We start from the raw sequence: 13,429 nt of genomic DNA, 5'->3' as shown, positions 1-13,429 counted from the left end.
ACGTCGTCGCCGGAGGACCCACGGCGCCGGACGGCGCACCCGACAGAGCGGACAGCACGTGCCACGACCCGAGCATCGGGCGAACGGAACCGATTCCCCGCACCCCGTGACGGCATCGGGAGCCACCGAGTCCCCCTGGCTGGGCATCCTCGCCAGGAGCGCCGCAGCGGGCGGCGGACTCGCCGTCGTGCTCGCCGTCGCCGCCGCACTCGCGACCTCACCCTCCGCCGGCCTGAGCGTGCTCGGCGGGGCGGGCCTGGTGATCGCCTTCTTCGGCATCAGCCTCCTGATCGGGCACTTCGCGGGCAGGACGAACCCCTCCGGTGCGCTCGGGCTCTTCGCCGTCACCTACGCGATCAAGGTGGTGGGCTTCGCCGCCGTCCTGTTCCTCCTCGGCACGCCGGGCTGGCTCGACCGCACCTGGTTCTTCACGGGGGCGCTCGCGACCGTGATCGCCTGGCAGGTCGCCGAGGTCCTCGCCTTCTCGCGCCTGCGCACACCCCTGTACGACGACGCACCCGTCGCCGGCGCCCCGACGTCGGCGGTCACACCGGCAACGCCGACCCCGATGCCGGTGCCGACGTCGTCGGCCGACCCGATGAAGGGACGCTGACGTGGCGGGCACGGATCGAGGGCGGGACGGGGTCCCCGGCACGCCGCCGCAGGACGGCGACGCGCGTTTTTCCAACGGCGGTTACAACGCGGGCATGGCCGTCTTCAGCTACATCATTGGCGGGATCCTGGTGTGGAGTTTGATAGGCTGGGGGCTGGATAATCTCCTCGACACGCGCTGGTTGGTGCTGGCGGGAGCGTTCTTAGGTGCAGCAGGGGGTTTCTACCTCTCCCACATGCACAACCTCACCCGGAACCACACACCGAATCCGCCGAGCGGATCCCGGGTGACGCCCGGTGCCGAGGACGGACCCGAGTGAATCCCCAGAACTTGACGAGTCGGACCAGTAACGCTGCGGCCGAACAGATCTTGCCCAATGATGGACACAGCAGAGAGGAAACGCGTTGATCGCGCTTGCGCTCCCGGCCGCAACTACCGAAGAGGGATTCGTAGCCCCGACGATCGAGGACACCCACTACCGGGACATCCTCCCGTGGGGCGGTGAATACGGCGTCCTGCTGGACCCGGGCTTCGGGAAGCAGATGCTGCTGACCATCCTCTCGGTCGTCCTCATCGCCGCCTTCTTCCTCGTCGCCTCCCGCCGCCACCAGCTGGTGCCCGGCAAGCTGCAGTTCCTCGGCGAGTCCGCGTACGGCTTCGTCCGCAACTCCATCGGCAAGGACATCATCGGCGGACGCGAGTTCCTGACGTACGTGCCCTGGCTGTTCACCGCCTTCTTCTTCGTGCTGGTGAACAACATCTTCGGCGCCATCCCGTTCCTGCAGCTGCCCACGTTCTCCCACCCGGGCAGCGCCTACGGCATCGCGGCCATCTTCTTCGTCCTCTGGGTCAGCATCGGCCTGAAGAGGCACGGCATCCGCTACCTCAAGCTGGCCGTCGTCCCGTCGGGCGTCCCGTGGTACATCCTCCTGATCGTGGTACCGATCGAGATCATCTCGAACTTCATCGTCCGCCCGGTCACGCACTCGCTGCGACTCTTCGCGACGATGCTCGCCGGTCACCTCATCGTGACCCTCGCCGGGTCGGCCATCGAGTACATGGTCTCTACCGGGAACATCCTGCTGCAGGGTACGAGCGTCCTCGTCCTCGTCGGCTCGGTGGCGATGTACATGCTGGAGGCCCTGATCATGATCCTCCAGGCCTACGTCTTCACGCTGCTCGCCGCGATCTACATCGAAGGCGCACTGCACGCCGACGCCCACTGATTCACACATGTCTTCCCCGTCGGGGATGATCCCAAACAACCTGTCGCACCAAGGCGGCATCTTGAAAGGAACACAATGGAAGTACAGGGTAGCCTCAACCTCGTTGGATACGGTCTCTCCGCAATCGGCGGTGGTATCGGTGTGGGTCTCGTGTTCGCGGCCTACATCAATGGCGTAGCTCGCCAGCCTGAGGCACAGCGTGTCCTCCAGCCCATCGCCTTCCTCGGCCTGGCACTGACCGAAGCCCTCGCGATCCTGGGCCTCGTCTTCGCCTTCGTCATCGGCGCCTGACAAGGCCGCCCTGACCGACCGAAGACCAGTTGAAGAAAGACGGGTGAAAAATGCTTAACGCAGCGATTATGGCGGCGGAAGAGGGATCGAACCCTCTGATCCCGAACCTGTGGGAACTGCTGGTGACCGTTGTCGGCTTCGCCGTCCTGCTGTTCATCGTCTTCAAGTACGTCATGCCGGCGTTCGAGAAGACGTTCGCAGAGCGCACGGAGGCGATCGAAGGCGGCATCGCGAAGGCGGAGGCCGCACAGGCCGAGGCCAACGCGGCCCTGGACGAGTACAAGCAGCAGCTTGTGGATGCTCGCACCGAGGCCAACCGCATCCGTGAGGAAGCGCGCGCTGAAGGCGCACAGATCCTCGCGGACCTCAAGGAGAAGGCAGCGGCCGAGTCGGCGCGCATCACCGAGCAGGCGCATGTGCAGATCGAGGCCGAGCGGCAGGCCGCCGTGGTCTCGCTCCGTGCCGAGGTGGGCACGCTCGCGACCGACCTCGCGAGCCGTATCGTCGGGGAGTCCCTCGCCGACGACGCCCGCTCGTCGCGCGTCATCGACCGCTTCCTGGCCGACCTCGAGACCTCGTCGAACGGTGCAGGCTCACACCGGGCAGGTGCAGCTAAGTAATGGCAGGAGTATCGAGCGTCTCCCTGGCGACGGTCCGTGAAGGACTGGAGCCCCGCCTGCCGGGCGCGACACTGGCCCTGGCCGAGGACCTGTTCGGCGTGCTCGCGATCCTCGACAGCAATGCCGGCCTCCGCCGTGCGCTGACGGATCCATCGCGTACCGGCAGCGACAAGGCCGTGCTGGTGGACCAGCTCATCAGCGGTCGGGTGTCGGCGGAAGCAGCCGGCGTGGTCCGGGATCTCGTCAACGAGCGCTGGGCCAACGCCCGCGACATCGGGGACGCCCTGGAGACCCTCGCCGCGACCGTCGTCATCTCGGTGGCCGAGCAGGGCAGCGGTGTGGAGGGCTTGGAGCAGCTCGAGAGCGAGCTGTACTCCTTCATCCAGGTGGTCGCCTCGAACCACGCCCTGCAGAGGGCGCTCTCGGAAGCGCAGGCCACGCCGGAGTCGAAGGTCGCACTCGGTCTGAAGCTCGTTCCCCAGGCAGGTCCTGCGGGTCGGCTCCTGATAACGCAGGCCGTGCGGTCCCCGCGCGGCCTGAAGCCCGCGGCGCTCGTGCAGCGGTTCCTGGAACTCGTGGCCGCACGCCAGCAGCGCTGGATCGCCGACGTCAGCGTCACCCGTCCGCTGACGGCGAGCCAGCTCGCACGCCTGGAGTCGGGGCTCAATGCCATGTACGGCCGCGAGCTCAAGGTCAACGTGAAGGTCGACCCGACACTCATCGGGGGAGTCCGGGTCAGCGTCGGCGACGAGATGGTCGACTCCACCGTTCTCACGCGGCTGTCAGCACTCCGCCGCACGTTGGTGGGATAGGCGTCCGCGCCCGTCCCCATCCGAGATCCACCCACTGAATCACACACCGGTCGCCACGCATCCCATGGAGACCAACAACACAGGAGAGCAGGGACTGAGATGGCCGAATTGACCATCAACGCCGAAGACGTACGCAGTGCGTTGAACGACTTTGCGGCGTCCTACGAGCCCGGAAACGCGGAGCGCGTCGAAGTAGGCCGCGTGACCACCGCCAGCGACGGCATTGCCCGTGTCGAGGGTCTTCCCTCCGTCATGGCCAACGAACTGCTGCGCTTCGAGGACGGCACGCTCGGACTCGCCCAGAACCTCGACACGCGTGAGATCGGCGTCGTCGTCCTCGGTGACTACACCGGGATCGAAGAAGGCCAGGAAGTGCACCGCACGGGCGAGATCCTCTCGGTCCCCGTCGGCGACGCCTTCCTCGGCCGCGTGGTCGACCCCCTGGGTCAGCCCATCGACGACCTCGGCGAGATCGTCTCCGAGGGGCGCCGGGCACTGGAGACCCAGGCCCCCGGCGTCACGCAGCGCAAGTCGGTGCACGAGCCGATGCAGACCGGCCTGAAGGCCATCGACGCCATGATCCCCATCGGCCGCGGCCAGCGTCAGCTGATCATCGGTGACCGGCAGACCGGCAAGACCGCGATCGCGGTGGACACCATCATCAACCAGAGGGACAACTGGGCCTCGGGTGACGTGAACAAGCAGGTCCGCTGCATCTACGTGGCGATCGGCCAGAAGGCGTCGACCATCGCGGCGGTCCGCCAGACCCTCGAGGACAAGGGTGCGCTGGAGTACACGACCATCGTCGCGTCTCCCGCCTCCGACCCCGCGGGCTTCAAGTACCTCGCCCCCTACGCCGGTTCGGCCATCGGCCAGCACTGGATGTACGGCGGCAAGCACGTCCTCATCGTGTTCGACGACCTGTCGAAGCAGGCCGAGGCTTACCGTGCGGTGTCCCTCTTGCTGCGCCGTCCGCCGGGACGTGAGGCCTACCCGGGCGACGTGTTCTACCTGCACTCCCGACTGCTCGAGCGTTGTGCGAAGCTCTCGGACGAGCTCGGTGCCGGGTCGATGACGGGCCTGCCCCTCATCGAGACGAAGGCGAACGACGTGTCGGCCTACATCCCGACCAACGTCATCTCCATCACCGACGGCCAGATCTTCCTGCAGTCGGACCTCTTCAACGCCAACCAGCGTCCCGCCGTGGACGTCGGCGTGTCGGTCTCCCGCGTCGGCGGCGCCGCGCAGGTGAAGTCGATGAAGAAGGTCTCCGGCACGTTGAAGCTGGACCTCGCGCAGTACCGCGACATGCAGGCCTTCGCGATGTTCGCCTCCGACCTGGATGCGGCATCCCGCCAGCAGCTGACCCGCGGGGCGCGCCTCATGGAACTGCTGAAGCAGGGCCAGTACTCGCCGATGCCGGTGGAGCAGCAGGTCGTGTCCATCTGGGCCGGGACGAACGGCTACCTCGACGACGTACCCGTCGAGGACATCCGCCGCTTCGAGTCCGAGTTCCTGGAGCACCTGGGCCACAAGTCGCAGGTCCTCACCACGCTCGCCCAGACCGGCAAGCTCGAGGACTCCACCGCGGAGGAGCTGAAGACCCAGATCACGGGCTTCAAGCAGGGCTTCTTCGGGGTCGGGCGCGACGGCCTCGCCGCCGGTCACGAGGAGCACCAGGCGATCGACGCCGACTCGGTCGAGCAGGAAAAGATCGTTCGACAGAAGCGCTAGAGGATCTGCTGCCGGGAGGGATGAAGCCCTCCCGGCAGCAGGACCCTGGCCTGATCGCCTCCCGCTGCGGAGGCGAAGGAAAGGACAAGAATGGGAGCCCAGATCCGGGTCTACCGCCAGAAGATCGCCTCGACCACGTCGACGCGGAAGATCTTCAAGGCGATGGAGCTGATCGCGACGTCTCGCATCGGCAAGGCACGTACGCGTGTCGCTGCGGCCCTGCCGTACGCCAACGCGATCACCCGGGCCGTCTCGGCCGTGTCGTCGCAGACGGAGATCGACCACCCGCTGACCACCGAGCACGGCGAGGTGCGGCGCGCCGCCGTGCTGGTGCTGACCTCCGATCGCGGCCTCGCCGGATCGTACTCGGCCAGCGCGCTCAAGCAGGCGGAGGGCCTCTTCGAGGTGCTCCGGTCCGAGGGCAAGGAGATCCAGTCCTACCTGATCGGGCGCAAGGCGCAGTCGTACTTCGACTTCCGCGGCCGCGACTACGAGCGGGTCTGGACGGGCAACACCGACGCCCCCGAGTTCGGGACGGCGCGCGAGGTCGGTGAGGCGCTCCTGGCCACCTTCCTGAAGGGCTACGACGACGGCGGCGTGGACGAGATCCACGTGGTCTACACGAAGTTCCGCTCCATGGTGGTGCAGGAGCCGTCCGTCATGCGCCTGCTGCCGCTCGAGGTCGTGGACGAGCAGGTGCCGCAGGACGGCGAGCTGCTGCCGCTCTACGAGTACGAGCCGGAGCCCGAGCAGGTTCTGGACGCGCTCCTCCCGCGGTACATCGAGTCCCGGATCTTCGCGGCCATGCTGCAGGCGTCCGCCAGCGAGCTCGCCGCCCGGCAGCGGGCCATGAAGTCCGCCGGTGACAACGCGACGGAACTCATCAAGAAGTACACGCGCCTCCGCAACACCGCCCGCCAGGCGGAGATCACCCAGGAGCTCTCCGAGATCGTGGCCGGCGCGGATGCGCTGAACGCCTCCTGACGCACTCCAGTCCGGGTCCCCGAGGACGCCGGTCAGCTAGACCTAGTTCCACGCCATCTACGTAAATGAAGTGAGAGAGATGACTGCCCAGACTGTTGAACACGGTACGGACTCAGTTGCCCCCGGCGCCACCGGCCGTATTGCACGTGTCATCGGCCCGGTTGTCGACGTCGAGTTCCCGGCCGACGCAATCCCCGCAATGTACAGCGCCCTCACCACCGAGATCACTCTCAACGGTGTGACGCGCCTGATCACCTTCGAGACCTCGCAGCACCTCGGCGACAACCTCGTCCGGGCCATCTCGCTGCAGGCGACCGACGGACTCGTCCGCGGAACCGTGGTGCAGGACACCGGGTCCCCGATCACCGTGCCCGTCGGCGATGGCGTGAAGGGTCACATCTTCAACGTCCTCGGCAAGCCCCTCGACGTCGAGGAGTCCGCACTGGAGATCACCGAGCGCTGGCCGATCCACCGTGCAGCTCCGAACTTCGCCTCGCTCGAGGGCTCCACGGAGATGCTCGAGACCGGCATCAAGGTCATCGACCTGCTCACCCCGTACATCAAGGGTGGCAAGATCGGCCTGTTCGGCGGCGCCGGTGTCGGCAAGACCGTCCTCATCCAGGAGATGATCACGCGTGTCGCCCGCAACTTCGGTGGCACCTCGGTGTTCGCCGGTGTGGGCGAGCGTACCCGTGAGGGCAACGACCTCTGGGTCGAGATGGAGGAGGCCGGCGTCCTCAAGGACACCGCCCTCGTGTTCGGCCAGATGGACGAGCCGCCGGGAACGCGCCTGCGCGTGGCCCTCTCGGCCCTGACCATGGCGGAGTACTTCCGCGATGTGCAGAACCAGGACGTGCTGCTGTTCATCGACAACATCTTCCGGTTCACGCAGGCCGGCTCGGAGGTCTCGACCCTCCTCGGCCGCATGCCGTCCGCGGTGGGCTACCAGCCGAACCTCGCCGACGAGATGGGCCTCCTGCAGGAGCGCATCACCTCGACCAAGGGCCACTCGATCACGTCCATGCAGGCGATCTACGTGCCCGCCGACGACTACACCGACCCGGCTCCGGCGACGACCTTCGCCCACCTCGATGCGACCACCGAGCTCTCCCGCGAGATCGCGTCCCGCGGCCTGTACCCGGCCGTGGACCCGCTCGCGTCGACCTCGCGCATCCTGGATCCCCAGTACATCGGCCACGACCACTACAACACGGCCGTGCGGGTGAAGCAGATCCTGCAGAAGAACAAGGAACTGCAGGACATCATCGCGATCCTTGGCATCGACGAGCTCAGCGAGGAGGACAAGGTGGTCGTCGCCCGTGCGCGCCGCATCCAGCAGTTCCTCTCGCAGAACACGTACACGGCCAAGCAGTTCACCGGCGTCGAAGGTTCGACCGTCTCCATCCGGGACACCATCGAGGGCTTCGCGGCGATCTGCAACGGCGACCTCGACCACATAGCGGAGCAGGCCTTCTTCAACGTCGGCGGCCTCGACGACGTCGAGCGCCAGTGGGCCAAGATCCAGCAGCAGACCGGTAAGTAACGCCGATGGCATCGAACGGCGAACTCGAGGTCGAAATCGTCGCGGCCGACCACTTCGTGTGGTCGGGCGCGGCGCGCACGGTCAACGCACGTACCGCCAACGGGCAGATCGGGATCCTTCCCGGTCACGCCCCCATCCTGGCCATCCTCGAAGCAGGGGAGCTCTCCGTGGAGCCGGTCAGCGGTGAACGCCTGGTGGTGGGCGTGGACGGCGGTTTCTTCTCGGTCGACTCCAACCGCGTGGTGATCGTGGCGGACAACGCCAAGGTCGGCGGTTCGGTGACGCCGGAATCCGTCTAGGATTCTCCGCATGGAGGCACTCGGTGTGACGGTCATCTGCCTTGCGGTCGTCTTCGGCCTGCTCGTGCTCGTGATCATCGCGTTCCTCCTGCGCCGCTACCAGCTCAACCGTGCCCTGGGCACCTTCGACGCCTCCATCCGCCTCCCTCCCCAGGGCTGGCGGGTGGGGGTCTGTCGTTACACGGACAAGCACCTCGAGTGGCTCGACCTCCTCTCCCTGAGCCCTGTGCCCCGCTTCCGTTTCCTCCGCAGTTCCCTCGAGGTCGCCGGCTGGCGGGCGCCCACCGAGGCGGAGCGCGTGCGTATCCAGCCCGGCGCGATCGTCGTGCAGCTCGCGTATGAGGGCGAGCCCTTCGACCTGGCGATGAAGTACGACGTCTACGCGGGCCTCTCCTCCTGGATCGAGGCCGGCCCGGTCATCGGGATCGGCACCTGGCGCTGACCCCGCGTCCGGCGGTGCTGCCGGTCCCTAGCCGACCTCGAGCGGCCTGATCCACGTCCCGGAGCGGAGGACGCCCTTCAGCTCGAGATCCGGTGAGAGCACCAGCGCGTCGGCACGGAGCCCGCCGCGGAGGCTGCCCACCTCGTCGGCGAGCCCGAGCACCCCGGCCGGGACGGCGGTGGCGGCGCGCACGGCGTCGACCACGCCGACACCGGCCTGCACCGTGCGCCGCACGACGTCGAGCAGGCTGCCGGCGCCCCCGGCGAGGGCTCCTGTGGCGATGAGGACGGCGGCGTCGTCCACCAGGGTGACCTCGTGGTGCCCTAGCCGGTACGTGCCGGAGGGACGTCCCGCCGCTGCCGTCGAGTCGCTGACCAGGCAGATGTTCTCGGCTCCCGCGATCGTGAAGGCCATCCGGACCGTCTCCGGATGCAGGTGCACGTCGTCGGCGATGAGCTCGACCGCGATCTCGCCCGCGCGGGCGCGTTGCAGGAGCAGGGGGACGGGACCGGGGGAGCGGTGGTGGATGACCGGCATCGCGTTGAACAGGTGCGTGGCCGTGGGCCTGCCGCTGAAGCCCTCGAACCCGGTGGATGCCAGCTCCTCGTTGATGAGGTCCAGCGCTGCGGTGGCCTCCTCGGTGGAGCTGTCCGTGTGCCCGATCGAGGGGATGACGCCGTGCGTCACCAGTTCGTAGACCAGGACGTCGCTGCCCGGCAGTTCCGGGGCGTACGTCATCGATACCAGGTGTCCCTGGCCCGCAGCGACCAGGCGGGCCACGTCCTCCTGTGTCGGCAGGAGCAGGAAGGCCGGATCGTGCGCGCCGCTGCGCTCCTTGGAAAGGAACGGCCCCTCGGCGTGAATGCCTGCGACCAGCCCTGCTTCGGCCGCCATGGCGAGCCGGCCGAACGCGGCCTCGAGGTCCTCCATGGGCGCCGAACACGTGCTGGCGAGCAGCGTCGTCGAACCGCTGCGGTGGAGGTGGAGGGCCGCGGCCTCGATGTCCGCGGCGGAACCCGAGGTGAAGTCGCCCCCGCCCGCGCCGTGGCAGTGGAGGTCGATGAGTCCGGGGAGGATGAAGTACCCCTCGGGCAGCCGCTCGGCGGCGGCGTCGCCCTCGACCGTCCCGACCTCGAGGATGCGCGTGCCGTCCCAGCGGAGCACGCCGTCCTCGATGATGCCGGCGTCGGTCACCAGGCGTCCCGACAGGGCAGTGGGCGTTCCGCTGGAGTGGGCCATGGACCGATTCTAGGCGGTCCGCTTCCGGGCGAGCGGTGCCGGGGCGATTCGGCGGTGATCGGGTGCCGGTCGCGGACGATGTCAGACCGGACGGGCGGCTAGAAGAGGCGCGAGGCGCTGTCGTCGACGCCGCGCATGGCGTCGTAGTCGAGCGTCAGGCAGTCGATCCCGCGGTCGGTGGCCAGCACGCGGGCCTGGGGCTTGATCTGCTGGGCGGCGAAGACGCCGCGCACCGGGGCCATGATCGGGTCGCGGTTGAGCAGCTCGAGATAGCGCGTGAGCTGCTCCACGCCGTCGATGTCCCCGCGGCGTTTCAGCTCGATCGCCACCGTGCGGCCCTGGGCGTCCCGCGCGAGGATGTCGACCGGGCCGATCGCCGTCATGTACTCCCGGCGGATCAGGGTGAAACCGGCTCCGAGGAGTTCGATCTGCTCGGCCAGGAGACGCTGCAGGTCGGCCTCCACGCCGTCCTTCACGAGGCCCGGGTCCACGCCGAGGTCGTGGGAGGACTCGTGCAGGTGCTCCCGGATGCTGATCACGAGCCTGTCGTCGCTCTTGCCGTGCTGGACGGTCCACACCTCGGTGACGCCCTCGGCGCGGTCGGCGTCGTCGGGCTCGCTCACGCGCAGGGTCGCGGGCGGGCTCATCCAGTTGAGGGGCTTGTAGGACCCGCCGTCGGAGTGCACCAGGACCGAGCCGTCCGACTTCACCATGAGGAGCCGGGTGGCCAGGGGCAGATGAGCCCGGAGGCGGCCGATGTAGTCGACGGAGCAGCGGGCAATGACAAGACGCACGACGGAAACTCTACCCGGCGCCGGGCAGGTCACGCGCCCGCACGGCGGTCCGCGGGATCGGGCAGACTGGAGGGGTGCCCCGATCCAATCGCCCGAACCGCCCCCGCGGGTCCTCGCGTCCCACCAAGTGGTCCGCGTCGCCGGAGCAGGACCTGGAGAGGACGCGGGTGGGCCTGCCGCTGCGGGAGTCGGCGCCCGACGGCGAGTGGTCCGTGCGGCGCATCACCGAGCGGAACGCCGCCAAGACCTACACCTGCCCGGGGTGCAACTCCCCGATCCTGCCCGGCATCGCCCACCTCGTGGTGTGGCGGGAGGACTCGCTGTTCGGTCCCGAGACGGCCCTCGCCGACCGTCGGCACTGGCACGTGCGGTGCTGGCAGACCCGGAGCTTCCGCTACTGAGGCGCCCTGGACACCCCGCACCGCACGGCGCGGGGCGCCCGTCCTAGACTGGTGGCATGCCCACCGAGTCGCCCGAGTACACGTTCACGCCCAACGACGAGGCGATCGAGATCCGCGCCTCGACGGTCCTTCCCGCCGAACGACGCGACATCGAGCTGCACACCGCCGACGGGCTGACCCTCGTAGGGGAGTTCGCGGCGCCCGAGGGCCGGACCCCCGAGGCGACGCTCGTCACGCTGCACCCGCTGCCCACGCACGGCGGCTTCATGGACTCGCACGTGTACCGGAAGGCGTCCTTCCGGCTGCCGGCCCTGGCGGACATCGCCGTGCTGCGGTTCAACACGCGCGGCACGTGCTCGCCGCGCGGCTGCAGCGAGGGCGTGTTCGACGGCGGCGACGGGGAGCGCCTGGACCTGCAGGCGGCCGTGCAGTGGGCCGTGGACCAGGGGCTCCGGAACATCTGGCTGGTGGGATGGTCCTTCGGGACCGAACTCTGCCTGAAGTACGGCGCCCAGGACCCGGTGGCCGAGCTCATCGAAGGGGCCATCCTGCTCTCGCCCCCACTGCACCGCGCGGTCGACGCCGACCTCGATGCATGGGGCGCGAGCGGGCTCCCCCTGAAGGTGCTCGTCCCCGAGTTCGACGACTACCTGGTGCCCGAGGACGCCGAGCAGCGGTTCGCACGCGTGCCGCAGGCGGACGTGACCGGGGTCGACGGCGCCAAGCACCTGTGGGTGGGGGAGAAGTACGCGGCCCGCGCGCTCAACGAGATCGTCGGCGTCGTGCGTCCAGAGGTGGACCTCCCGCTGCCCTCCCAGTGGACCGGACCCGCGGCCGTCGCGCCCTCCGCTACCGCCGCCGGCTGAGCGGAGACAGGACGGGCCCGCCGCCGGGCCGCAGACCGGAGAGCGTCACTGGCTGTCCTGGCGTGCGATGAAGACCTCCTTGAGGAGCAGCATCACGGCGGCCGCCGTCGGGATGGCGATCAGGGCCCCGAGGACGCCGAGGAGGCTGCCGCCGGCGATGACCGCGATCACCGCGACCGCACCGGGGACCGCGACGGCACGCTGCATGATGCGCGGCGAGATGAAGTACGCCTCGAACTGCAGGTAGGCCACGTAGGGGATGGCGAACAGCAGTGCGGTGTGCCAGCCCACCGTCATGGCGATCAGGCTCACGAGCACCGCGGCGATGGTGCCTCCCACGAGCGGGATGAACGCCAGCAGTGCGACGACGAAGGCGAGCAGCACGGAGAACGGGACGTCGGCGATGGACATCACGATGAACGCGAAGGTGCCGTTGAGCAGCGCCACGCAGGCCTGCCCGATGACGTACATGCCCACGCTGCGCGTGATCTCCTCGGAGAGGACCTCGACGCGGGGCCTGCGCGAGCGGGGGGCAAGCCGGTACGCCCACTTCTTGATCGACGGCAGCGACGCGAGGAAGTAGAGCGCGAGCACCAGGATCACGAGCGAACCGAACAGGCCGTTGACGATCACCGTCCCGACGCCGAGCACGCCGCCGAAGATGCCACCGACCGCGGCGCTGTTCGCGAAGAACTTGTCGATCTCCGAGGTGACGCGGTCACGCACCTGGAACTGCTGGTCGAGCGTGGTGAAGAACTCGGAGTTCAGGAAATCGGCGGCGTAGCCGGGGGCGCGCTCCACGATCTGCGACGTCTGGTTCACGATGGTCGGGATCAGCAGCGCGAAGAACCCGGCCACGATGCCCACGAGGATGGACAGGGCCACCGCGATCCCCGCCGGCCGCGGCACCCCCTTGGTCTCGAGCCACCGGACGATCGGATCGAGGCCGAGGGCGATGAACAGGGCCGCCCCGATCCACACGAGCAGTTGGCCCACGTTGGTGATGATGAAGAAGGCCAGCAGGGCGAGGCCCACGCCCACGCTCATCATGAAGCCGAAGTGGATGGGATGGGCCCTCACGTCCCGCGGGTGGGTACCGCTGAATTCCCGCGGGTGGGCACCGCTGAACTTCAGGCGCTCGTCGGCGAGCGAGACGTCCGGGTCGACGGTCACCGGCTCGGGTTCGCGCTCGGGCGGGAACTCGAACCGCGGCCGCGGTTGAGCCGCGGGCAGGGACTTCCGGGCGAGCGAGAACAGGGACCGCAGGGTCGACGGCGCCGTGGCGCCGATCGGCGGGTCGGCCGGAGGTCGCAGTTCCTCGCCTGTCCCGGGTGGCTCGGGCCGCGGGAGCGGCTGGTCGAGCGGGACTTCCTGGTGGTCTGTCAACGAAGAGCTCTGCTTTCGGAGAGGGCGGTGCGGGTAGGCGGGTGGGGCGACTAGCGAAACCCTAACAGCCGGGGGCGGGCGCAGGACGGAGTTGACGAACGGCGCCACCGGAGGTGCCCGAGGCACGGCTGATCACTCTTCCCGGGAGGCGTCACCCGCGCCCGGCCCGACCGGGCGGG

At 68.6% G+C, this 13,429-nt stretch carries 16 protein-coding genes; 13 read left to right on the top strand and 3 right to left on the bottom strand.

Going from position 1 to position 13,429, the window contains the following annotated elements; translation table 11 throughout:
- Positions 1-58 precede the first annotated feature (58 nt).
- The 11 genes from CI785_RS05010 (at position 59) to CI785_RS04960 (ending at position 8,564) form a co-directional block, all read left to right on the top strand.
- The gene (locus CI785_RS05010) at positions 59-613 is read left to right on the top strand and encodes a Cg1360 family ATP-synthase-associated protein (RefSeq protein WP_240615006.1); all 555 of its coding nucleotides are present in this window, start codon (positions 59-61) and stop codon (positions 611-613) included.
- 1 nt (position 614) lies between these two features.
- Positions 615-932: a hypothetical protein gene (locus CI785_RS05005; protein WP_240615005.1), complete on the top strand. Its 318-nt coding sequence runs from the start codon at positions 615-617 to the stop codon at positions 930-932.
- Positions 933-1,017: 85 nt separating this feature from the next.
- A complete protein-coding gene (atpB, locus tag CI785_RS05000; RefSeq protein ID WP_105030981.1) occupies positions 1,018-1,839 on the top strand; it encodes a F0F1 ATP synthase subunit A in 822 nt (273 codons plus the stop codon).
- A gap of 75 nt (positions 1,840-1,914) precedes the next feature.
- Positions 1,915-2,130 carry an ATP synthase F0 subunit C gene (locus tag CI785_RS04995; RefSeq protein WP_019481292.1) on the top strand — a complete coding sequence of 72 codons (216 nt, stop codon included), beginning with the start codon at positions 1,915-1,917 and terminating at the stop codon, positions 2,128-2,130.
- A 50-nt stretch (positions 2,131-2,180) separates the two neighbouring features.
- Positions 2,181-2,750, top strand: coding sequence for a F0F1 ATP synthase subunit B (locus tag CI785_RS04990; RefSeq protein WP_105030980.1), 570 nt, complete (start codon positions 2,181-2,183; stop codon positions 2,748-2,750).
- Entirely contained in the window at positions 2,750-3,562 is an 813-nt protein-coding gene (locus CI785_RS04985) for a F0F1 ATP synthase subunit delta (RefSeq protein WP_105030979.1), read from the top strand. Before CI785_RS04990 ends, CI785_RS04985 begins: the two co-directional genes overlap by 1 nt.
- Positions 3,563-3,661: 99 nt before the next feature.
- The gene (gene atpA, locus CI785_RS04980; RefSeq protein WP_105030978.1) at positions 3,662-5,296 is read left to right on the top strand and encodes a F0F1 ATP synthase subunit alpha; all 1,635 of its coding nucleotides are present in this window, start codon (positions 3,662-3,664) and stop codon (positions 5,294-5,296) included.
- Between the two features lie 90 nt (positions 5,297-5,386).
- On the top strand, positions 5,387-6,280 hold the full coding sequence (locus tag CI785_RS04975) for a F0F1 ATP synthase subunit gamma (RefSeq protein ID WP_105030977.1): 894 nt from the start codon (positions 5,387-5,389) through the stop codon (positions 6,278-6,280).
- 79 nt (positions 6,281-6,359) lie between these two features.
- On the top strand, positions 6,360-7,823 hold the full coding sequence (gene atpD / locus CI785_RS04970; RefSeq protein WP_105030976.1) for a F0F1 ATP synthase subunit beta: 1,464 nt from the start codon (positions 6,360-6,362) through the stop codon (positions 7,821-7,823).
- 5 nt (positions 7,824-7,828) lie between these two features.
- Positions 7,829-8,122, top strand: coding sequence for a F0F1 ATP synthase subunit epsilon (locus CI785_RS04965; protein WP_105030975.1), 294 nt, complete (start codon positions 7,829-7,831; stop codon positions 8,120-8,122).
- Positions 8,123-8,132: 10 nt separating this feature from the next.
- Positions 8,133-8,564, top strand: coding sequence for a DUF2550 domain-containing protein (locus tag CI785_RS04960; protein ID WP_105030974.1), 432 nt, complete (start codon positions 8,133-8,135; stop codon positions 8,562-8,564).
- 27 nt (positions 8,565-8,591) lie between these two features.
- Here CI785_RS04960 and CI785_RS04955 read toward each other — a convergent pair whose 3' ends face one another.
- Positions 8,592-9,803, bottom strand: a complete 1,212-nt coding sequence (locus CI785_RS04955) for an N-acetylglucosamine-6-phosphate deacetylase (protein ID WP_105030973.1) — start codon at positions 9,801-9,803, stop codon at positions 8,592-8,594.
- Positions 9,804-9,901: 98 nt separating this feature from the next.
- Complete coding sequence (nucS, locus tag CI785_RS04950) at positions 9,902-10,597, bottom strand: endonuclease NucS (protein ID WP_105030972.1); 696 nt, start codon at positions 10,595-10,597, stop codon at positions 9,902-9,904.
- A 74-nt stretch (positions 10,598-10,671) separates the two neighbouring features.
- On the opposite strand from nucS, the gene CI785_RS04945 reads away from it, so the two are divergent.
- Together CI785_RS04945 and CI785_RS04940 are read left to right on the top strand one after the other, a co-directional pair.
- Positions 10,672-10,998, top strand: a complete 327-nt coding sequence (locus CI785_RS04945) for a hypothetical protein (RefSeq protein WP_105030971.1) — start codon at positions 10,672-10,674, stop codon at positions 10,996-10,998.
- A gap of 56 nt (positions 10,999-11,054) precedes the next feature.
- Positions 11,055-11,864, top strand: coding sequence for an alpha/beta hydrolase (locus CI785_RS04940; protein ID WP_105030970.1), 810 nt, complete (start codon positions 11,055-11,057; stop codon positions 11,862-11,864).
- Positions 11,865-11,909: 45 nt separating this feature from the next.
- On the opposite strand, the gene CI785_RS04935 is transcribed toward CI785_RS04940, so the two are convergent.
- A complete protein-coding gene (locus tag CI785_RS04935) occupies positions 11,910-13,250 on the bottom strand; it encodes an AI-2E family transporter (protein WP_420808209.1) in 1,341 nt (446 codons plus the stop codon).
- Positions 13,251-13,429 lie beyond the last annotated feature (179 nt).

It is taken from the genome of Arthrobacter ruber, from assembly GCF_002954225.1.
Lineage (GTDB): Bacteria > Actinomycetota > Actinomycetes > Actinomycetales > Micrococcaceae > Arthrobacter_D > Arthrobacter_D ruber.
The sequence above is the reverse complement of the archived record's forward strand: the minus strand, read 5'-3'. Positions and strand labels throughout refer to the sequence as shown.